The following is a 19596-nucleotide window of genomic DNA, read 5'->3' as shown; positions in this document are numbered from 1 at the left end:
GCCGCTGGCGCAGACCTTACGCAAACCCGCCTATGCTGATAGGCATCTCCCCCCAGCGTCTCACCCCGCCATGCTCTACCGCCTCAGCGCCGACACCTTGGTCCTCCTGCACCTGGCCTTCATCCTGCTGGTGCTGTTCGGCGGCCTGCTGGTGCTGCGCTGGCATGGCGCTCTGCTCCTGCACCTGCCCGCCCTGGCCTGGGGCCTGGCGGTGGAATGCCTGCACCTGGAATGCCCGCTGACCGACTGGGAGAACCGCATGCGCCAGGCCGCCGGCCAGGCTGGCTACCAGGGCGGTTTCGTCGAGCACTACATCTGGCCGTTGATCTACCCGGCCGGGTTGACGCCGCAGGTCCAGGTGCTGCTGGGCAGCGTGGCCCTGGCCCTGAACCTCGGCGTCTACGGCTACGTGCTGTGGCGCCTAGCGCGTCGCTACCACGAATAGCCGCGGGAACGGCAACAGCACCTTGCCGTCGCTGGCGGTCGGGTAGTCCTGTTGCATGGCCTGCAGGTACAGCTGCAGGAAGTCCTCGCGCTCCTGCTCATCCAGGCGTGCCAGGTACGGCCGCAACCCCGAGCCCTTGAACCACTCCACCACGGCCTCGGCACCGCCAGCCAATGGGTGGTGGTAGGTGGTACGCCACACGTCCACCCGCGCGCACAGTGGGCTGAGCAGGTCGTAGTAGAACGCGCCGTTGTGCCGCGGCGGCAGGGAGAAACCGGCGAACTTGTCGGCCCATGGGCCTTGGCTGGCGATCTCGCGCATGCGCCGATGGGCGGGCTCGTCGAGGTTGTCCGGGGTCTGCACCGCCAGGCTGCCGCCCTGGGCCAACTGGCGGATCAGGTGCGGGTAGAGAGCACGGTGGTCCGGTACCCACTGCAAGGATGCGTTGGCGAGGATCAGGTCCTGGGGCTGGTCGGCTTCCCAGGTGGAAATGTCGGCGATTTCGCTGCGCACCAGCGGCATCCGCAGCTTGGCTTTTTCGATCATGTCCGGGTCGCTGTCCAGGGCACTGACCAGGGCGTCGGGGAAGCGCTCGATCAGCACTTCGGTGGAGTTGCCCGGGCCGCAGCCCAGGTCGGTGGCGTGGTGCACCGGACGGCTCGGCACGGCGGCGAGCAGGTCGCGCACAGCGCGGGTACGTTCGTGTTCGAAGAGGGAATACTGGGTGGCGGACCAAGCCATGAGAAGGGCTCCGTTGGCGAGTGGAGCCTCTAGCATAAGCGTTTTGTGGTGTTCGTGGCGCTCCGATTGCGGGGCTGGCGCGCGCCTACTGGTACAGCACCGCTTTCATGGACGGCGGGCCAGCTGTGAGCGGGCTCGCCCCGCGAAGGGTCGGAACCGACCACCTATGCTTACGGTCAGTCCACCAACACCCCACACATCAGCACGCCCATGAAACCACTGCCTCTGCGACACCTCGCCCTGCCCTTGGCGATCCTCGCCCTGATCGGCGCCAGCGCCTTGCTCGCCTCGCCCTGGATGGGCCAGGGTTTCGAGCTGGCCGACCTGTCCACCGACAGCCAGAACCGCGTCACCCGGCAGTTGGAGGACGGCAGCCTGCTGACCCTGGACGCCAGCTCCGCCGTGGACCTGACCTTCGACACCGCGCAACGCCACCTGCGACTGCTCAAAGGCCAGGTGCTGCTGGAAGTGGCCCACGGCGACACCCGCCCGTTCCGCATCGAGACGCCCCAGGGCAACCTGCGGCCGCTGGATGCGCAGGTGATCGTCGAGCGCCTGGAAGAGGTCACCGAGGTCAGCGTGCTGCAAGGCCGGGTCGAGCTGGAGGGCGATGGCCGGCATGTCTCGCTCGAACGCGGCCAGCAGTTGCGTTTCAAGGCGCGCTCGCCAGGGACGGTGAGCCGCTTCGACGTCGGCACCCGTCAGGCCGAGTGGTACCTGCAACGGCTGCCCGGCGACGGGCAACCGCTGACCCAAGCCTTGGAGCGCCTGGCACGGCATCGTCAGGGCTTGCTGCTGTTCGATCGCCAGGCCCTGGAGGGGCTGCGGGTCAGCGAGGACCTGCCGCTGGATGACAGCGACCAGGCGTTGGGCCTGTTGCAGGCCGGGCTGCCGATCGAGGTGAGCCATTACACCGGGTGGCTCACCTGGGTGACGCGAAAGTGATACAGGGGCCTGTGGGAGCGGCCTTGTGTCGAGCAAGGGCCGCATAGCAGCCCCCTCCACTCAATGGCGCTTGCTGGTACGCAGTTGGTGCACCACGCCCATCACCACCACGATCGCCGCCGCGATGCCAGTGGAGATGGAGGAAAAACATGGAACGACACGCATACCGCTACGCTGGAAGATTACCAAACACCGGTCGATGTGATCCTGTTCCTCGTACAAGGAGCCGGCATTTCCCACCCACGCCTCGATGGCCTCTACAACCGAAACCAGTGGGTGTTTGTACTGGATAACCACGGTTTGATGAGCCTCGTCAGCGACATGAGTACGCAAGGCCTCATCAAGCAGGAAAACGGTGCGTACGTGAAAGGTCCGAAGTGGTACTCCCCGGCATTCGTCCTCGAAAACAAGTGTGTGTTCGAGTAGGGCCGAGTCCCCTTACGCCTGCTATTGGGTGCACCCTCATGAAGAACCTGGCCATTGGACCCCTCATTCAGCCTTCAGCGCCAGTCGCCTTTCTGCCCAAAGAACGCCGCCGCATTGGCCTCCAAGCTCTCCAGGTGATACCCCCCCTCCTGCACGATCAGGCACGGCAGGCGCAACCCGCGAATCCGCTCGCCCAACTCGGCGAACCCCGCAGTCGTCACCGCCACTTTGCTCTGTGGGTCGAGCTCATAGATATCGAACCCCAGCGACAACACCAGCACCTGCGCGCCGAAATCCTGGATGGCATCCAGCGCGACCTCCAACTGCCCCATGAAGTCAGCCTCGCTGGCCCCGTGCGCCATGGGCAGGTTGAGGTTGTACCCCGCCCCCTCGCCCGCCCCACGCTCATCGGCGAAGCCCGCCACGCCAGGGTAGAAATTGGTCGGGTCGCCATGCACCGACACGTACAGCACATCGCTGCGCTCGTAGAAGATTTCCTGAATCCCCTGACCGTGGTGCATGTCGGTGTCCAGCACCGCCACCCGTGCATAGCGCCCACGCAGGGCCTGGGCGGCGATCGCGGCGTTGTTCAGGTAGCAGAAGCCTCCTGCGGCATCGAAACGCGCATGGTGCCCCGGTGGGCGGCACAACGCGTAGGCCGCCGGCTCGCCATCGACGATCGCTTGGGCGCCGGCCAGCGCGCTCTGCGCCGACCAGTAGGCTGAGCGCCAAGTCTGTTCGCCCACCGGGCAACTGCCGTCAGCCAGGTAGCGCCCGGCCTGGGCCAGGATGCCGCGCAGGGCGTTGGGCTCACGCACGAAGATGTTCGACATCACCTCTTCGCCCCAATCCTCGGGCACCTCCTTCCAGCGCGCATGGGCCTCTGCCAGGAAGGTCAGGTACGCCTCGCCGTGCACGGCCTTGAGCGGCGCCAGGCCGGCATCGCCCGGCTGGCGGATGTCGAAGCCCAGGTCCTTGGCGGCTTGCAACAGGCGCTGGGCGCGCTCGGGCACTTCCTGGGGCGTGCGCATGGCGCCCCGGGAGTAGTAGCTGCGCGGGTGGTGCAACAGTTGCTCGGGGTGGAAATAGCAACGCATCAGGCGTCTCCTTCGACACGGCCGGCGCGGGCCAGCACGGCATTGAGCAGCACATCGGCGCCCTGGCGGGCATCCTCCGGCAGCACGTCTTCGGCTTCGTTGTGGCTCAAGCCGCCGACACAGGGGATGAACACCATCGCCGTCGGGCAGTAGCGCGCCAGCAGGATGGCGTCGTGACCCGCGCCGCTGACGATCCGCTGCTGGCTGTAGCCCAGGCCGTCCACTGCCTGTTGCACGGCGGCGACGCAGTCGGCATCGAACGGCGTGGCCGGGCTGATCCAATGCCGCTCGATGTTCACCTTCAGGCCGCGCTGGGCGGCGATGGCCTGGAACAGGCGACCAAGGTCGCGCTCCATGGCCTCGATGGCTTCGTCGCGGTGGTGGCGCAGGTCGACGGTGAAGCGCAGCAGGCCGGGAATGGTATTGCGCGAAGATTTGGCGATGCTCAGTTCGCCCACCGTGGTCAGCCCCTCGGGGGCGAAGCCGGCGGCCAGTTGCTCGACCGCCTGGATCATCCGCGCGGCGCCGTACAGGGCGTCCTTGCGCAGCGCCATGGGCGTGGTGCCGGCGTGGGCGGCCTGGCCTTCGAGCGTGACGTCGAGCCAGCGGATCGCCTGGCCGCCACTGACCACGCCGATGCATGTGCGGTTGTCTTCGAGGATGGGCCCTTGTTCGATATGCGCCTCGAAATAGGCGTCCACCTCGCCGCCCAGCGGGCGCTGGCCGGCATAGCCGAGGCGTTGCAGTTCGGCGGCGACGCTGATGCCCTCGGCATCGCGAATCGCCAGCGCCTCGTCCAGCGCCAGGGTACCGGTGAACACCGCCGAGCCGAACATCGCCGGGGTGAAGCGGGCGCCTTCCTCGTTGGTCCACACGGCGATCTCCAACGGCTTGCGGGTGTGGATGCCGAGGTCGTTCAGACGGCGCACCACCTCGAGGCCCGCCAACACGCCGTAGACGCCGTCGAAGCGGCCGCCTTCGGGCTGCGTGTCGAGGTGGCTGCCCATCATCACCGGGGCGGCGTCGGGGTCGAGGCCGGCGCGACGGGCGAACAGGTTGCCGATGGCGTCCACCGACAGCGCAAGGCCGGCCTCGCGGCACCACTGGGCGAACAGCTCGCGGCCCGCCTTGTCCTCGTCGCTCAAGGCCAGGCGGCAACTGCCGCCACGGGCGGTGGCACCGACCTCGGCCATGGCCATCAGGCTCGCCCACAGGCGTTCGCCGTTACTTTTCAACATTGCGGGTACTCCAGTCGAATCGGTTGAATCAAGCCAGCTCGAGCTGCTGGCTGCGGGCGTACTGGCGCGCCAGGGCGAGTACGCAGACCAGCGAAATGCTGGCGATCACGCTGTAGAACAGGGCCATCGGCCACCACTGGCCAGTGAATTGGTGGGCCAGCCAGGTGCCGATCAACGGCGTCAGCCCGCCGGCGATGGCGCCGCACACCTGATAGGCCATGGAGATCGCGGTGTAGCGCACGCGGGTGTCGAACAGGCCGCTGACGTAGCCGGCGATCACCGCGTAGAACGACGCCATGCAGATCGCCGCCAGGGCGATGCCAAGCACGATCAGCGGCCCCTGGCCGCTGCCGACCAGCACGAACATCGGGTACGGCGAGGCCATCGCCAGCAGTGCCACCAAGGCCAGGAAGCGCGTGGCGCCGATTTTTTCCGCGAGCCAGGCGGCCAGCGGCTGCACGCAGAACTGGATGATCGCCACGAAGAACAGGCATTCGAGAATCAGCGAGCGCTCCAGATGCAACTGGGTGGTGGTGTAGCTGATCATGAAGGTGTTGGTGAAATAGACCCCGGCGATGCCCAAGGTGTTGGCACCGATGCACAACAGCAGCGGGCGCCAGGCGGTGCGCAACACCTCGAGCACGGGGGCCTGTTCCTTGCGCCGGGTCTTCTCGGCCTGCTCGCGGCTGGCGAGGAACTCCGGCGATTCGTTGACCCCCAGGCGAATCGCCAGGCCCACCACCAGCAGCAAGGCGCTGGCCAGGAACGGCACGCGCCAGCCCCAGCTCATCAGCTCTTCTTCAGGCAGACGGGTGACCAGGCCGAAGGCCAGCAGCGAGAGGATCAGGCCCGCCGGGCTGCCCAGTTGGGCGAACGAGGCAAAGAAGGTGCGCCGCCCCTTGGGCGCATGCTCGCCAGCCATCAGCACCGCGCCGCCCCACTCGCCGCCCACGGCGATGCCTTGGACGATGCGCAGCAGGATCAGCAGCACCGGCGCGGTGGCGCCGATCTGCGCATAGGTCGGCAGCAGGCCGATGCACACGGTGACCACGCCCATCATCACCAGGGTAATGACCAGCGACTTCTTGCGCCCGATGCGGTCACCCACATGACCGAACACCAGCCCGCCCAGGGGGCGGGCGAAGAAGCCCACGGCGAAGGTGCCGAACGCGGCCATGGTGCTGAACAGGCTGTTGTCGGAGGGGAAGAACAAGGCACCGAACACCAGCGCGGCGGCGGTGGCATAGATGTAGAAGTCGTACCACTCGATCATGGTGCCGATGAACGCGGCGGTCGCAGCGCGGCGTGGCTGGGGCGAAGCGGATGGCTTCATGGGGCTGGCTCCTTTGGTTGTTTTTCTGGCAGGAGGTCGTTGGGATCACGGGGGGCGCTCTTCGACGCCTCGGTTGGTGTTGGCGATGAATCCACCGCTGCTGGAACAGATTTATCGACCCGGGGCTATGATTAGTCAATTTTCTATTTATTATTCGAACTATTAGCCCTGGTTATTATTAGAGCCCGCCATGCCCGACCGCCTGCTCAACGACCGCCTCGACTGGAACCTGCTGCGCACCTTCCGGGTGATTGGCCAGGAACTGTCCATCAGCCGCGCCGCCGCGCGTCTGCACCTGACCCAGCCGGCGGTGAGCCAGGCGCTCAAGCGCCTGGAAGAACAACTCGGGCGCCAGCTCATCGCCCGCCGCGGCCCACGCTTCGTACTCACCGAGATGGGCGAGCAACTGTTCCAACTGGCCGGTGAGGTGTATGGGCAGATGTCGCAGATCAGCGGCCTGCTGGAGCACCCGGCCGACGAAGTGGTGGGCAAGGTGCGCCTGCTGACCATCAGCCGCGTGGTCTGCGCGCGCTTCGACGAATTCCTCGCCGGTTTTCACCGCCAGCACCCGCGGGTGGAACTGGAGATCGACGTGATGCGCAGCTCCGACATCGTCGCCGCCCTGCAGGAAAAGACCGCCACGGCCGGCCTGAGCCTCAGCCGTCGGCCGCAGCCGCGCCTGGAGCAACGCCTGTTCCTGCGTCAGCGCTATGCGTTCTTCTGCGGCCGCCACCATGCGCTGTTCGGCCAGTTGGAGGGCGACCTGCAAAAGGAAAATTTCGTCAGTTTCACCAGCGACCAGATCGGCGGGATGCTCTCGCCGTTGACCATCTTCCGTGACCAGCAGGGCTTCTCGGGGCGGATCGTCGCCTCGTCGCCAAGCCTGGAGGAAGTGCGCCGGCTGGTGATCGCCGGGTTCGGCATCGGCTGCCTGCCGGAGCACGTGGTGGCGCCGGACGTGCAGGCCGGGCTGCTGTGGAAACTGCCGCCGCACGAGGGCATCGCCGATGTGGACATCCATCTGCTGTGGAACCGCGAACAGCGGCTCAGCCGGGCGGAGGGGGTGTTCGTCGAGGCGCTGCAGGCGAGCCTGGGCTGAAGGGGGTTCGGTGGTCTGCCCCGCGACAGGGCCGAGCGCCACACCCAAACCTAGCGGAAGTACCGCGTGTCCAACCGCTCCACCAGAAAGTCGATGAACACCCTCACCCGCTGCGGCAACTGCCGCCCCGGCCCGATGAACACCGCATGCAGCACGTCCTCTTCGCCCTCGTCGGCAAACGCATCGAGCAACGGCACCAGCCGCCCTGCGTCGATGTCCGCCCCCACGTGGAAATTCGCCAAGCGCGCCACCCCCGCCCCACCGATGCACAACTGGCGCATGCTCTCGCCATCATGCAGTTGCAGGTTGCCCTGTGGCGCGACTTCCACCCGCTGCCCCTGCTCGTCGCGGTAAACCCACGCCTGCGAATGCCGGTGGAAACCGAAATCCAGGCGGTTATGCGCCAGCAGCTCAGTCGGCGTGCGCGGCGTGCCATGCCGCGCGAGGTAGCCAGGCGCTGCCACCGTGCGCAAGCGGCTGCGCCCCAGGTGGCGCTGCACCAGGCGCGAAGCCTTGAGCGGGCCGGAGCGAATGGCGACGTCGGCGCGCCGTTCGAGCAGGTCGACCACGGTGTCGGTCAGCTCCAGGTTCAGGCTGATCTGCGGGTAAGCGTCGAGAAACGCCGGTACCAGCGGCGCCAGGCAGTGCAGGCCGAACGGCAGGTTGCTGCTGACGTGGATCACCCCGCTGGGGCAGGCGGCGTTGGCCACGTCGCGCTCGGCGTTGTCGATCTGCTCCAGAATACGCAGGCTCTCGGCATGGAAGCGCTCACCCTCGGCGGTCAGTTCCAGGCGTCGCGTGGAGCGGTGCAGCAGGCGTGCGCCCAGGCGCTGCTCCAAGCGCGCGACCAGCTTGCTCACCGCCGAGGGCGTCATGTCCAGGCGCCGTGCTGCCTCGGAAAACGTGCCAGCGGCCACCACTTCGGTGAACACTTCCATCTCGCCAGAGCGGTTGATGTCCTTGATGCGGGTTTGCATGACCTGATTTCACAAATGATTTGAATTGCGCGAGTCTACATCACAGCGCGGCCCTCCCGTAGGCTGGGCGGCATTTCTCGCTATGAGCCTCAGCCATGAATTCCACCTTGCAGAAACTGGTGTCGGGCGGCCTGAGCGTCGGCCTCGAACTGCCCCTGGACAACGACTGGAACAGCGTGCGCGAACAGGCCCGGCAACGCGCCGGCATGCCGTTCGGCGTGCCCGACCTGGCCCAGCACGCACGCCTGGCCACCCTCGCCGACCGCGTCGGCTTTCGCGCCCTGTGGGTGCGTGACGTGCCGCTGTACGACCCACAGTTCGGCGACGCCGCCCAGGTGTTCGAGGTGTTCACCTACCTCGGCTACCTCGCCGGGGTGACCCGCGACATCCTGCTGGGTACCGCCGCCGTGGTGTTGCCGATCCGCGAGCCGCTGCTGACGATGAAAGCCGCCGCCAGCGTCGACCTGCTCAGCGGCGGGCGCCTGCTGCTGGGTGTGGCCAGCGGCGACCGCCCGGTGGAGTACCCGCTGTTCGGCCGTGACTTCGACAGCCGCGGCGAAGCCTTCCGCGCGCAGGTGGCGTTGCTGCGTGAATGGCGCAGCGCCGAGCTGCCGCCGGGCGTGGAGGTGCTGCCCAGGCCCGTGCAGCCGCTGCCGCTGCTGGTCGCGGGCCTGGCGCAGCAGAGCCCGGCGTGGGTCGGTGAGCACCTGGACGGTTGGCTGGCCTACCCTGGCACGCCACAAGAGCATGTGCGCCGCGCCGGGTTGTGGCGCGAGGTGGCGGGCGAAAAGCCCTATGTGTCGTTCATTCACCTGGACCTGGACGAAAACCCCGATGCGCCGCTGGAACGTCATCGGTTTGGCTGCAAGGTCGGGCGCAACGGCCTGATCGCCGAGCTGCAGGCCATGCGTGCGGCGGGGGTAGCGCACATCGGGCTGCACCTGCGGCGCAACCGACGGCCGCTCGATGAGACGCTGGAAGAGCTAGGGGCGTTCGTTTTGCCGACTTTCCACGGCAAGGGTTGAAGGTGCCATCGACACAAGCGCCCATGAAGTGCCTGGATCCGCGTCAGCCGGTGACGCCAGGTCGCCCTATCGCGGGCTTGTCCCGCGATAGGGCCTGCACTGAAAAAATAATTCCCGAATAAAAACAATAAATAGAAAAAAACCCTTAAACACCCGAACTCCTTAGGCAAAAGGGCAAAAACCATCCGCACCACCTGGGTAGCATGACGCCTATGCCCCAGCCCCTTGCACGGACCCGCCCCATGGCCCAACAGCCGCTCTACCTCGACTACGCCGCCACCACCCCGGTCGACGACCGGGTCATCGAAACCATGCTCGCCTGCCTGGGCCGCCAGGCCCACTTCGGCAACCCCGCCTCCCGGGGCCACGCCTTCGGCCAGGCTGCCCGCGACCTGGTGGAACAAGCCCGGCAACAGGTCGCCACCCAGGTCGGCGCACAGCCCCAGGACCTGGTCTGGACCTCCGGCGCCACCGAATCCAACAACCTCGCCCTCAAGGGCATCGCCCAAGGCACGCCCGGCCACTTGCTCACCAGCCAGTTGGAACACAAGGCCGTGCTCGACACCGCCGCCGAACTGGAGCGCCAGGGTTGGGCCGTCACCCGCCTGGCCCCGGACCACAACGGCCTGATCCAACCCGAGGCGGTGCGCGCGGCCCTGCGCCCAGATACCCGCCTGGTCTCGCTGATGGCGGTGAACAACGAACTGGGCACCGTCACCGACTTCGCCCGCATCGGCCTGCTGGTGCGCGAGCACGGCGCACTGCTGCACGTGGACGCCGCCCAGGCCGTGGGCAAGGTGCACATCGACCTGGCCAGCCAGGCGGTCGACCTGATGTCGTTCTCCGCGCACAAGGCCTACGGCCCCAAGGGCATCGGCGCCCTCTATGTCGGCAGCCGCGCCCGCCCTGCCCTGCGCGCGCAGATGCACGGCGGCGGCCATGAAGGCGGCCTGCGCTCGGGCACCCTGGCCACCCACCAGATCGTCGGCATGGGCAGCGCCTTCGCCCTGGCCGGTACGCCGGGCGACAGCGAACACCAGCGCATCGAAGCCCTGGCCCGGCGCCTGCGCGAAGGCCTGCTGGCCCTGCCGGGTGTCAGCCTCAACGGCTGCGCCGAACAACGCGTGCCGCATACCCTGAACCTGTGCATCGACGCCAACGGCTTCAACAGCAACGCCTTGGCCAGCGAACTGGCACTGTCCTCGACCTCGGCGTGCAACTCGGCAAGCAACGCCGCCTCGCACGTGCTGCTGGCGCTGGGCCTGGACGAACGCCGGGCGCGCAACAGCGTGCGCATCAGCCTCGGGCGCTACAGCACCGATACTGAAGTGGACGCCGCCATCGCGGTGTTCGCCCGCACGATCACCGCCGCCTCGACGGCCCTCTGGTAAAACACAACGGCCCCGCACTCGTGGGGCCGATGGCAAGTTGAGCGGTTTACTGGCATGGTGGCGTTTTCCCCCGAGCAGGACCGCTCCATGGCAATGCACCTCTGGCTGACTTTCTCCCTGGCCTACCTCATCACCTCCCTTTCCCCCGGCCCCAATGTCCTGCTCACCGTGCGCAATGCCTTGCGCTATGGGCCGTCCGGCATGGGCGTGACGTTATTCGGCAACCTCAGCGCGCAACTGCTGCTGATCAGTGGCGTGGCGATGGGCGTGGGGGCGTTGCTGATTTCCCTGCCGGCGGCGTTCCTGGCGCTGAAACTGGTGGGCGCGGGGTACTTGATCTACCTGGGCATGCGCCAGCTGTTCAGTCGTGACAAGACCAAGCTTGCGGTCGGCCAAGTGGCCCCTGCCGCACCGCGGGCGAAGTGGCGGATCGGCATGGAGGCGTTCCTGGTGTCGGCCAGCAACCCCAAGACCCTGGTGTTCTTCTGCGCCTTCCTGCCGCAGTTCCTGGAGCCAGGGCGGCCGATCTTCGGGCAATTCGCGGCCATGTTCGTGAGCATGGCCGCGATCGTCTGCCTGGTGCATTCGTTCTACTGCTTCACCGCGTATCGCTTCGGGCAACGGCTGAAGGCGTCGCGCCTGGCAGCCTGGTTCAAGCGGGCCACCGGGGCGCTGTTCATTGGCCTGGGGGTGCGCTTGCTCAATACCCGGGCGGTGTGAGCGGCGGCCCTATCGCGGGGCAAGCCCGCGATGCAGCCAACACCGCCACATCAGTCCTCGTCCCGTCGATGCGCCCACTGGTACAGCGCCGGCAGCACCAGCAGGGTCAATGCGGTAGAGGACAAGATTCCGCCAATCACCACCGTCGCCAGCGGCCGCTGCACCTCGGCGCCGGTGCCGGTGGCCAGGGCCATCGGAATGAACCCCAGCGATGCCACCAGCGCGGTCATCAATACCGGCCGCAAGCGGGTCAAGGCGCCTTCCTCGATTGCCACGCGCAGTGGCCGGCCCTCCTCACGCAGGCTGCGGATGAAGGCGATCATCACCAGGCCGTTGAGCACCGCCACCCCCGACAGGGCGATAAAGCCCACACCCGCGGAAATCGACAGCGGGATATCCCGCAACCACAGCGCCAACACCCCACCGGTCAAGGCGAAGGGAATGCCGGTGAACACCAGCAGGCCATCCTTGAGGTTATTGAACATCATCAGCAGCAAAGCCATCACCAGCAGCAGCGCCACCGGCACCACCACCCGCAAGCGTTCTGCGGCCGACTGCAACTGCTCGAACTGCCCACCCCAGCGGGTCCAGTAACCTGGCGGCACCGGGGCCTTGTCGATGAGGGTCTGCGACGCCTCCTCGACGAACGACCCCAGGTCACGCCCGCGCACGTTGGCACTGACCACCACCACGCGCTTGCCATCCTCGCGGCTGACCTGGTTCGGCCCCAGCTGCAGGTTCAGGCTGGCCACCTGCGACAGCGGGATGAAGCCGATCTGCGCCGCGCCCCCATTGGCCGGTACCGGGATCAGCAGGCCCGACAAGCCCTCGACATCCGTGCGCAAGGCCTCGGACAGGCGCACCACCATGTCGAAGCGCCGGTCGCCCTCATACAGCGTGCCCGCGGTGCGCCCGCCCACGGCGATGGCCACCGCCTCCTGCACCTCGGCCACGTTCAGACCGTGGCGCGCAGCCTTGTCGCGGTCGATGTCGATGGTCAGCACCGGCAGGCCGGTGGTCTGTTCGACCTTCACCTCCGAGGCCCCCGGCACCTGCTGCAGGGTCGCGGCGATCTGCGCGGCGGTGCGGTTGAGCACGTCCATGTCGTCGCCGAACACCTTCACCGCCACGTCGCTGCGCACGCCGGAAATCAGCTCGTTGAAGCGCAACTGAATCGGCTGCGACAGCTCATGGTTGCTGCCCGGCACGCTGGCTGCGGCGCGCTGCACCTCGGCGATCAGTTCATCACGGGGCTTGCCCGGGTCGGCCCATTGCTCGCGCGGCTTGAGCATCACGTAGGCGTCGGAGATGTTCGGCGGCATCGGGTCGGAGGCGATCTCGGCGGTGCCGGTGCGAGCGAACACCCGCTGCACTTCCGGCACCTGGGCGATGATGGCCTTCTCCAGACGCTGCTGCATGTCCACCGACTGGCTCAGGCTGGTGCCGGGCACACGCAGCGATTGCAGGGCGAAGTCGCCCTCGCTGAGGCTGGGGATGAACTCGCTGCCCATGCGGCCGGCCAGCACCCCGGACAGCACCACCAGGGTGGCGGCGCTGGCGAACGCCAGGTTGCGCCGGCCCAGCACCCAGGCCAGCACCGGGGCGTAGCGCAGGCGCGCAGTGCGCATCACCACGCCCTCCTCCTCCTTGACCTTGCCATTGACGAACAGGGCGATGGCCGCCGGCACGAAGGTCACCGACAGGATCATCGCACCCAGCAAGGCCATCACCACGGTGAAGGCCATGGGGTGGAACATCTTGCCCTCGACCCCGGTGAGGGCAAAGATCGGCAGGTACACCACCATGATGATCAGTTGCCCGTAGATCAGCGGCCGACGCGCCTCACGGGCGGCGGCGAACACCTCATGGAAGCGTTCGGCGCGGGTCAGCATGCGGCCATGGCGCTGCTGGGCGTGGGCCAGGCGGCGGATGGCGTTCTCGACGATCACCACCGCGCCGTCGACGATGATGCCGAAGTCCAGCGCCCCGAGGCTCATCAGGTTGGCGCTGACCTTGTTGCTGAACATGCCTGTGAAGGTGAACAGCATCGACAACGGAATGACCATGGCCGTGATCAACGCCGCGCGGATGTTGCCCAGGAACAGGAACAGCACGGCGATCACCAGGATCGCCCCCTCCACCAGGTTCTTCTTCACCGTGGCGATGGCTTTCTCGACCAGGTGGGTGCGGTCGTACACGGTCACCGCCTGCACCCCCTTGGGCAGGCTGCGGTTGATCTCGGCGAGCTTGGTCGCCACCGCCTGGGACACCGCCCGGCTGTTCTCGCCGATCAGCATGAACACCGTGCCCAGCACCACCTCGCGACCGTTCTCGGTGGCCGCGCCGGAACGCAACTCCTCGCCCAGGCCGACCTGGGCCACGTGGCTGACACGGATCGGCGCGCCGTCGGTGCTGGAGATGACGATGTTGGCGATGTCCTCCACCGACGCCACTTGCCCCGGCGCGCGCACCAGCAGTTGCTCGCCGTTGCGCTCGATGTAGCCGGCACCGACGTTGGCGTTGTTGCTCTGCAGGGCGTTGATCAGGTCATTGAGGGTCAACTTGTAGGCCGCCAGGCGCTTGGGGTCCGGGGCGATCAGGTACTGCTTGGCGTGGCCGCCGATGCTGTTGACCTCGGCCACGCCCGGCACATTGCGCAGCTGCGGTTTGATGATCCAGTCCTGGATCACCCGCAGGTCGGTGGCGCTGTAAGGCGTGCCGTCTTCCTTCAACGCGCCGTCCTGGGCCTCGACCGTCCATAGGAAGATCTCGCCCAGCCCCGTGGAGATCGGCCCCAAGGCCGCCTCGATGCCCTCGGGCAGTTGCTCGCGGGCGACTTGCAGGCGCTCGTTGACCAATTGCCGGGCGAAGAAGATATCGGTGGCGTCGTCGAAGATCACCGTCACCTGCGACAACCCCGAACGCGACAGCGAGCGGGTCTGCTTCAGGCCTGGCAGGCCAGCCATGGCGGTTTCGATGGCGAAGGTGATGCGCTGCTCGGTCTCCAGCGGCGAGTAGCCGGGGGCGGCGGTGTTGATCTGCACCTGCACGTTGGTGATGTCGGGCACGGCGTCGATGGGCAGCTTCTGGTAGCTATGGATGCCCACGGCCGCCATCAGCAGCACCGCGAGCATCACGACCAGGCGCTGCTCGATGGCGAATTGAATGATGCGTTCGAACATGACGGGGTTCCCGGATCAGTGGCTGTGCTCGGCCGAGCCCTTGCCCAGCTCGGACTTGAGGACGAAGCTGCCTGCGGCGGCCACCTGGGTGCCGGCGGCCAGACCCTCGGTGATTTCCACGAAGCCGGCGTCGCGTCGGCCGGTCTTCACCGGCAGCGCTTGGAAACCTTCCGCGGTGCGGGCGAACACCACGCTGCGCTCCTCCAGGGTTTGCAAGGCGCTTTGTGGCACCACCACGGCGGCGTCACTGCGCTCGACGGTGACCGCGATGTTGACGAACAACCCCGGGCGCCAGGCGCCGTTGGGGTTGGCCAGGGTGGCGCGGGCGGTGGCGGCGCGGGTCTGCTCGCCGAGCAGGTTGCCGACGTAGTTGACGGTGCCCTCGACCTCGGCGCCCAGGTCTGGGGCGCTGACGGTCACGACGCGGCCGCTGGTGACCTTGTCCAGGTCGCGCGGGGTCACGGCGAAGGTCGCCCACACTCGGTTCAGGTCCGACAGGGTGAAGGCGTTGCTGGCCTCGCCGACCACTTCGCCGACGGTCAGGTGTTTCTCCACCACCACCGCATCGAATGGCGCGCGCAGCTCATAGCGGTTGCCAGCCCCGGCCGGGGCCACGGCAGCGACCTTCTGCCGGGCGTTGGCCAGGGCGATTTCAGCCTCTTGCAGGGCCTGGCGGGCTTGCAGGTAGTCCTGCTCGGCGCTGATGCGCTCCTGCCACAGCTGTTTCTCCCGCTCGAACGTCAGCCGCGCCAGCTCCAGCCGGCGCTGGGCGGCCTGCTGCTCGCTGCGCAGTTCGGAAATCTGCTGGCTGGCGATCACCGCCAGCACCTGGCCGCGCTTGACCGGTTGGCCGAGGTCGGCCTGCACCGACTCGACCACGCCTGGCACACGCGGCACCACGTGCGCGGTGTGGTCCTCGTCGAAGCGGATTTCGCCGGGGAAATTGATGGCCGTACCCAGGGCGCGCGGGGCGGCGGTGGCCAGTTGCACGCCTGCGGCTTCGATCTGCGCGGGCGTCAAGTGCAGCTTGCCTTCTTCGTCGTGGTTCTCGCCGGCCTGTTCGCCGTGGTCGTGGCCTGACTGATCTTCATGGCCGCGGCCCGCCTCGCCATGGTCGTCGTGGGCGGCCTTGCCGGGGGCCAGGCTGGCGGTCCAGGCCAGGCCGCCGACGCCGAGCACGGCGAGGGTAGCGACCAGGATGGCGATCTTGCGTGGTTTGTTCATCATTGCTCCTGCGGGTCGTGCGCAAAAAGGACAATCGGTGGGGCTCAGCGTCCAAGCGCGCCGTAGATTCGCTCGACCTGGGCACGGGCGTCGGTGGCCGAGGCCAGGGCATCGAGGTACTGGCCACGCGCGTCGATCAGCGTGCGCTGGGCATCGAGCACGTCGAGGAAGGCGAACTTGCCGCGCTCGAAGCCACGCGTGGCGGTATCGACCGCCTGGCGCGCCGAGGGCAGGATGGTGCGGTCGTAGGCATCCACCTCGGCCATGGCCATCGCCCATTGGCTGAGCGCACTCCGGGTGTCGCTGCGCAGACGCAGCTCGACCGCGTTGCGCAGGTCACGGGCCTGGTCGGCGCGGCGCGCGGCAGCCAGCACGTTGCCCTGGTTGCGATCGAACAGCGGCAGCGGCATCGACAGGCCGACCACGTTGACCCGCTCACGGTCCTCGCGGCTGTACTGGCTGCCGAAGCTGACGGTGAGATTGGGAATGCGCTGGGCTTTTTCCGAACCCAGGGACGCTTCGCCGCGCTCGATCTGCGCCGCAGCGAGGCGCCACTCGACGGTCTGCTCGACCTTGGCCAGCAGGGCCTCGGCGTCCGGCGCAGGGCCCGGTGACAAGGCGCTGCCATCGAGTTGAGCGAACTCGGCGCGCGGGCTGCCGGTCAGGCGCGCCAGGGCCTGCCAGGCCACGGTGCGCCCGGATTCGGCGCGGCGCAGTTGCGCCTGGGCCTGGGCCAACTGCACCTCGGCGCGCGTGGCTTCGAGCGGCGACGACTGCCCGGCCTCGACCCGCCCGCGCACTATGCGCAGGCCGCGCTCGGTCAGGCTGCGAGACTGCTCGGCCAGCTCCACGGCGGTCTGCGCGCGCAGGGCGGCGTGAAAGGCCTGGGTGACATCGGCCCGCAGGCCGTTGCCCTGGCGTTCCAAGTCCAGCTGGGCGATGGCCTGGCCGGCCTGGGCCACCTCGATGCGCGCACCACGCTTGCCACCCAGTTCCAGGGGCTGGCTGAGCGTCACGGTGGTGGTGCGCGTGGCGCGGCGGGTGTCTTCCATTTCCCACGCAAGCTCGGGGTTGGGCGACAGCCCGGCCTGGCGCCGCTCGCCCTCGGCGATACCGACCTCCTGGCGCACAGCGGCCAGTTCGGGGTTGCTGGCGAAGGCGGCGTCCAGCGCCTGGGCAAGGGTCAAGGCCTGGCTGGCCTGGGCGGCGGGGGTGGCCGACATCAGGCAGAACAGGGCGATGCTAAAGGGGGTGGCACGGTTGAGCGGCACGGTCACGGTCCTCGTCGGCAAGCGGCACAGCGCTAGGCCGGGGACTGTAGGGAGGCGTGGTTATCGTGGGAGTGGCGGGAAAATTACAATTTTGTAATCGAGGGCGATGGCCTGGACGGCCCGGAATTCATGGCCGTGGACCGTTCGATAATCGCCCGCTACCGAAACACAAGAATTGACGAAACTAACCGGGTAGTACATAAAATCAGGCATTCCAACAATCAAGTGACGCTCCGCCATGACACCCCGCATTCTCGTGCTCAACGGCCCCAACCTGAATCTGTTGGGTACCCGTGAACCCGCGCAGTACGGCCACGAAACCCTCGCCGACCTCGCCCAAGCCTGCGCCGACAGCGCCGGCGAGCTGGGCCTTGAGACCGAATTCCGCCAGACCAACCACGAAGGCGAGCTGATCGACTGGATCCACGCCGCCCGTGACCGCTGTGACGGTATCCTGATCAACCCCGCCGCCTGGACCCACACCTCGGTGGCCATCCGCGACGCGCTGGTGGCCGCCGGGCTACCAGTGATCGAAGTGCATTTGTCCAACGTGCACAAGCGTGAACCGTTTCGTCACCTGTCGTTCGTCTCATCGATCGCGGTGGGGGTGATCTGCGGCCTGGGCAGCCATGGCTACCGCCTGGCGCTGGCGCATTTCAAGCAACTGTTCGCCGAGCGTGCGGCATGAGCGGCCCAGGCATTCTCGCCGGCCTGATCGGCCGCGGCATCCAGGCCTCGCGCACCCCTGCCCTGCATGAGCACGAAGGTGACGCCCAGGGCCTGCGCTACCTGTACCGGCTGATCGACGCCGACCCACTGGGCGTGGACGACAGCGCCCTGCCCGGCCTGCTGGACGCCGCCGAACTGACCGGTTTCACCGGGCTGAACATCACCTTCCCGTTCAAGCAGGCGATCCTGCCGTTGCTCGATGAGTTGTCCGAGGAGGCGCGCGGCATTGGCGCGGTGAATACGGTGCTGTTCAAGGATGGCCGGCGCATCGGCCACAACACCGATTGCCTGGGTTTCGCCGAGGGGCTGCGGCGTGGCCTGCCGGGTGTGGCCAAGCGCGGCGTGGTGCAATTGGGCGCGGGGGGTGCCGGTTCGGCGGTGGCCCATGCGCTGTTGGGCGATGGCGTCGAGCAACTGTGGTTGTTCGAAGTGGACGCGGCGCGTGGCCAGGCCCTGGTGGACAACCTCAACGCACGCTTCGGCGCAGGGCGTGCGCGGCTGGGCGGTGACCTGGGGGCGGCACTGGCCGAGGCCGATGGGCTGGTCAATACCACGCCGGTGGGCATGGCCAAGTTGCCGGGCACGCCATTGCCGGTGGCGCTGTTGCACGCGCGGTTGTGGGTGGCGGAGATCATCTACTTCCCGCTGGAGACCGAGCTGTTGCGTCATGCCCGTGCGCTCGGCTGCAAGACCCTCGATGGCGGGACCATGGCGGTGTTCCAGGCGGTGAAGGCATTCGAACTGTTCAGCGGGCGGGCGGCGGATGCGGGGCGGATGCAGGCGCATTTCGCCCGGTTCGGTTAGCTGCCTGTGCCAGCCCTATCGCGGGCTTGCCCCGCGATAGGGCTGGCACTGACACTTCATCAACCCGGCTCCGCCAGCAGTTCACGAATCACCTGCTCCTGCCCGGCGTAATCCCCTTCGCCGAAATGCACATGGCGCACCTGCCCACGGCGGTCGACGAAATAATGCGCCGGCCAGAACTGGTTGCCCCAGGTGTTCCAGATCAGGTAGTCGCTGTCCACCGCCACGGGGTAGGCGATGTCCAGCTTGCGCACCTGCTCGCGCACGTTGCCCAAGTCATGCTCGTAGTCGTACTCCGGGGTGTGCACCCCCACCACCACCAACCCCTGGTCGGCATAGCGCCGCGACCAGTCGTTGACGTAGGGCAGGCTGCGCTTGCAGTTGATGCAGTCGAAGGTCCAGAAGTCCACCAGCACCACCTTGCCCTTGAGCGCCTGGGCATCCAGGGGTGGCGAGTTGAGCCACTGCTGGGCACCGGCCAGCGACGGCATCGGGCCGAGGCTGTCGCGGGCCAGCAGGTGGCCGGCGACGCCCAGGCCGGCCAGCGCCAGGGCCACGCCAGCGACCCGCAACAGGCGCCGACGCGCGGGCGGGTCAATTGTCATAGCATCCCCCAGTGGCGTAGCTGCGGTAGTCCAGGCTGTGCAATTGGCCCTGGGAGTCACGGTAGTCCATGCGCGTGCCGACCACACCGCAGGCGGTCGGGTCATCCTGTTTCACCGACACCACCTTCCTGATATCCAGGCGGTCGCCGTAGTGGTACTGCATTGGCGCGGGCTCGGCGTTGGCCTGGGTGCCGGCCTGGGCGGCGATGGCGCCGAAGCCGAGGACGGCGAACACGGTGGCTTGGGCGAAGGTCTTGAGGCTCATGGCATCTCTCCTGAAGCGGGTTTGCGGTGGGGAGGCCTTGCTCCCCGGTCGAGAGCCATTTGACGCCTGGTCGGTATCC

General features: G+C 67.5%; 19 protein-coding genes. 9 read left to right on the top strand and 10 right to left on the bottom strand.

Annotated elements, in window-relative coordinates; translation table 11 throughout:
* Positions 1 to 70 precede the first annotated feature (70 nt).
* The gene (locus tag P0Y43_RS02775) at positions 71 to 445 is read left to right on the top strand and encodes a DUF2784 domain-containing protein (RefSeq protein WP_275635768.1); all 375 of its coding nucleotides are present in this window, start codon (positions 71 to 73) and stop codon (positions 443 to 445) included.
* Here the strand turns inward: P0Y43_RS02775 and tam are convergent.
* Positions 422 to 1186: a trans-aconitate 2-methyltransferase gene (tam, locus tag P0Y43_RS02770; protein WP_275635767.1), complete on the bottom strand. Its 765-nt coding sequence runs from the start codon at positions 1184 to 1186 to the stop codon at positions 422 to 424. The genes P0Y43_RS02775 and tam overlap by 24 nt on opposite strands.
* Before the next feature lie 210 nt (positions 1187 to 1396).
* Here tam and P0Y43_RS02765 point away from each other — a divergent pair, with 210 nt between their 5' ends.
* Positions 1397 to 2131 carry a FecR family protein gene (locus P0Y43_RS02765; RefSeq protein ID WP_275635766.1) on the top strand — a complete coding sequence of 245 codons (735 nt, stop codon included), beginning with the start codon at positions 1397 to 1399 and terminating at the stop codon, positions 2129 to 2131.
* 87 nt (positions 2132 to 2218) lie between these two features.
* Positions 2219 to 2557: a hypothetical protein gene (locus tag P0Y43_RS02760; protein WP_275635765.1), complete on the top strand. Its 339-nt coding sequence runs from the start codon at positions 2219 to 2221 to the stop codon at positions 2555 to 2557.
* Between the two features lie 74 nt (positions 2558 to 2631).
* Here the strand turns inward: P0Y43_RS02760 and P0Y43_RS02755 are convergent, their stop codons facing one another.
* Genes P0Y43_RS02755 through P0Y43_RS02745 form a run of 3 tightly spaced genes read right to left on the bottom strand, consistent with a single transcriptional unit; the run spans position 2632 to position 6225 of the window.
* Positions 2632 to 3654: a histone deacetylase family protein gene (locus P0Y43_RS02755; RefSeq protein WP_275635764.1), complete on the bottom strand. Its 1023-nt coding sequence runs from the start codon at positions 3652 to 3654 to the stop codon at positions 2632 to 2634.
* Positions 3654 to 4892 carry a Zn-dependent hydrolase gene (locus P0Y43_RS02750; protein ID WP_275635763.1) on the bottom strand — a complete coding sequence of 413 codons (1239 nt, stop codon included), beginning with the start codon at positions 4890 to 4892 and terminating at the stop codon, positions 3654 to 3656. Before P0Y43_RS02750 ends, P0Y43_RS02755 begins: the two co-directional genes overlap by 1 nt.
* 28 nt (positions 4893 to 4920) lie before the next feature.
* The gene (locus P0Y43_RS02745) at positions 4921 to 6225 is read right to left on the bottom strand and encodes an MFS transporter (protein WP_275635762.1); all 1305 of its coding nucleotides are present in this window, start codon (positions 6223 to 6225) and stop codon (positions 4921 to 4923) included.
* Between the two features lie 190 nt (positions 6226 to 6415).
* Here P0Y43_RS02745 and P0Y43_RS02740 point away from each other — a divergent pair, with 190 nt between their 5' ends.
* The gene (locus P0Y43_RS02740; RefSeq protein ID WP_275635761.1) at positions 6416 to 7324 is read left to right on the top strand and encodes a LysR family transcriptional regulator; all 909 of its coding nucleotides are present in this window, start codon (positions 6416 to 6418) and stop codon (positions 7322 to 7324) included.
* A 50-nt stretch (positions 7325 to 7374) separates the two neighbouring features.
* Here P0Y43_RS02740 and P0Y43_RS02735 read toward each other — a convergent pair whose 3' ends face one another.
* Positions 7375 to 8301, bottom strand: coding sequence for a LysR family transcriptional regulator (locus P0Y43_RS02735; protein ID WP_275635760.1), 927 nt, complete (start codon positions 8299 to 8301; stop codon positions 7375 to 7377).
* Positions 8302 to 8396: 95 nt separating this feature from the next.
* On the opposite strand from P0Y43_RS02735, the gene P0Y43_RS02730 reads away from it, so the two are divergent.
* The 3 genes from P0Y43_RS02730 (at position 8397) to P0Y43_RS02720 (ending at position 11437) form a co-directional block, all read left to right on the top strand.
* Positions 8397 to 9326, top strand: coding sequence for a TIGR03571 family LLM class oxidoreductase (locus P0Y43_RS02730; RefSeq protein WP_275635759.1), 930 nt, complete (start codon positions 8397 to 8399; stop codon positions 9324 to 9326).
* Positions 9327 to 9568: 242 nt separating this feature from the next.
* On the top strand, positions 9569 to 10717 hold the full coding sequence (locus P0Y43_RS02725; protein WP_275635758.1) for a cysteine desulfurase family protein: 1149 nt from the start codon (positions 9569 to 9571) through the stop codon (positions 10715 to 10717).
* Between the two features lie 87 nt (positions 10718 to 10804).
* Positions 10805 to 11437, top strand: coding sequence for a LysE family translocator (locus tag P0Y43_RS02720; protein ID WP_275635757.1), 633 nt, complete (start codon positions 10805 to 10807; stop codon positions 11435 to 11437).
* Between the two features lie 50 nt (positions 11438 to 11487).
* On the opposite strand, the gene P0Y43_RS02715 is transcribed toward P0Y43_RS02720, so the two are convergent.
* The 3 genes from P0Y43_RS02715 to P0Y43_RS02705 are packed head-to-tail and all read right to left on the bottom strand — an operon-like array spanning position 11488 to position 17066.
* Positions 11488 to 14619: an efflux RND transporter permease subunit gene (locus P0Y43_RS02715; protein ID WP_275635756.1), complete on the bottom strand. Its 3132-nt coding sequence runs from the start codon at positions 14617 to 14619 to the stop codon at positions 11488 to 11490.
* 15 nt (positions 14620 to 14634) lie between these two features.
* Positions 14635 to 15843: an efflux RND transporter periplasmic adaptor subunit gene (locus P0Y43_RS02710; RefSeq protein ID WP_275635755.1), complete on the bottom strand. Its 1209-nt coding sequence runs from the start codon at positions 15841 to 15843 to the stop codon at positions 14635 to 14637.
* A gap of 44 nt (positions 15844 to 15887) precedes the next feature.
* The gene (locus tag P0Y43_RS02705; protein ID WP_275635813.1) at positions 15888 to 17066 is read right to left on the bottom strand and encodes a TolC family protein; all 1179 of its coding nucleotides are present in this window, start codon (positions 17064 to 17066) and stop codon (positions 15888 to 15890) included.
* A gap of 286 nt (positions 17067 to 17352) precedes the next feature.
* Between P0Y43_RS02705 and aroQ the strand changes: the two genes are divergently transcribed.
* Positions 17353 to 17802 carry a type II 3-dehydroquinate dehydratase gene (gene aroQ / locus P0Y43_RS02700; RefSeq protein WP_275635754.1) on the top strand — a complete coding sequence of 150 codons (450 nt, stop codon included), beginning with the start codon at positions 17353 to 17355 and terminating at the stop codon, positions 17800 to 17802.
* Positions 17799 to 18647 carry a shikimate dehydrogenase gene (locus tag P0Y43_RS02695; RefSeq protein WP_275635753.1) on the top strand — a complete coding sequence of 283 codons (849 nt, stop codon included), beginning with the start codon at positions 17799 to 17801 and terminating at the stop codon, positions 18645 to 18647. Before aroQ ends, P0Y43_RS02695 begins: the two co-directional genes overlap by 4 nt.
* Before the next feature lie 59 nt (positions 18648 to 18706).
* On the opposite strand, the gene P0Y43_RS02690 is transcribed toward P0Y43_RS02695, so the two are convergent.
* On the bottom strand, positions 18707 to 19252 hold the full coding sequence (locus P0Y43_RS02690; protein WP_275635752.1) for a thioredoxin family protein: 546 nt from the start codon (positions 19250 to 19252) through the stop codon (positions 18707 to 18709).
* Positions 19242 to 19517: a DUF2790 domain-containing protein gene (locus tag P0Y43_RS02685; RefSeq protein ID WP_275635751.1), complete on the bottom strand. Its 276-nt coding sequence runs from the start codon at positions 19515 to 19517 to the stop codon at positions 19242 to 19244. The genes P0Y43_RS02690 and P0Y43_RS02685 overlap by 11 nt, the downstream gene beginning before the upstream one ends.
* Positions 19518 to 19596: the final 79 nt, after the last annotated feature.

This window comes from Pseudomonas entomophila (genome assembly GCF_029193575.1).
Taxonomy (GTDB): Bacteria; Pseudomonadota; Gammaproteobacteria; order Pseudomonadales; family Pseudomonadaceae; genus Aquipseudomonas; species Aquipseudomonas entomophila_G.
Note: the sequence above shows the minus strand (reverse complement) of the source record. Positions and strands in the feature narration are given on the sequence as shown.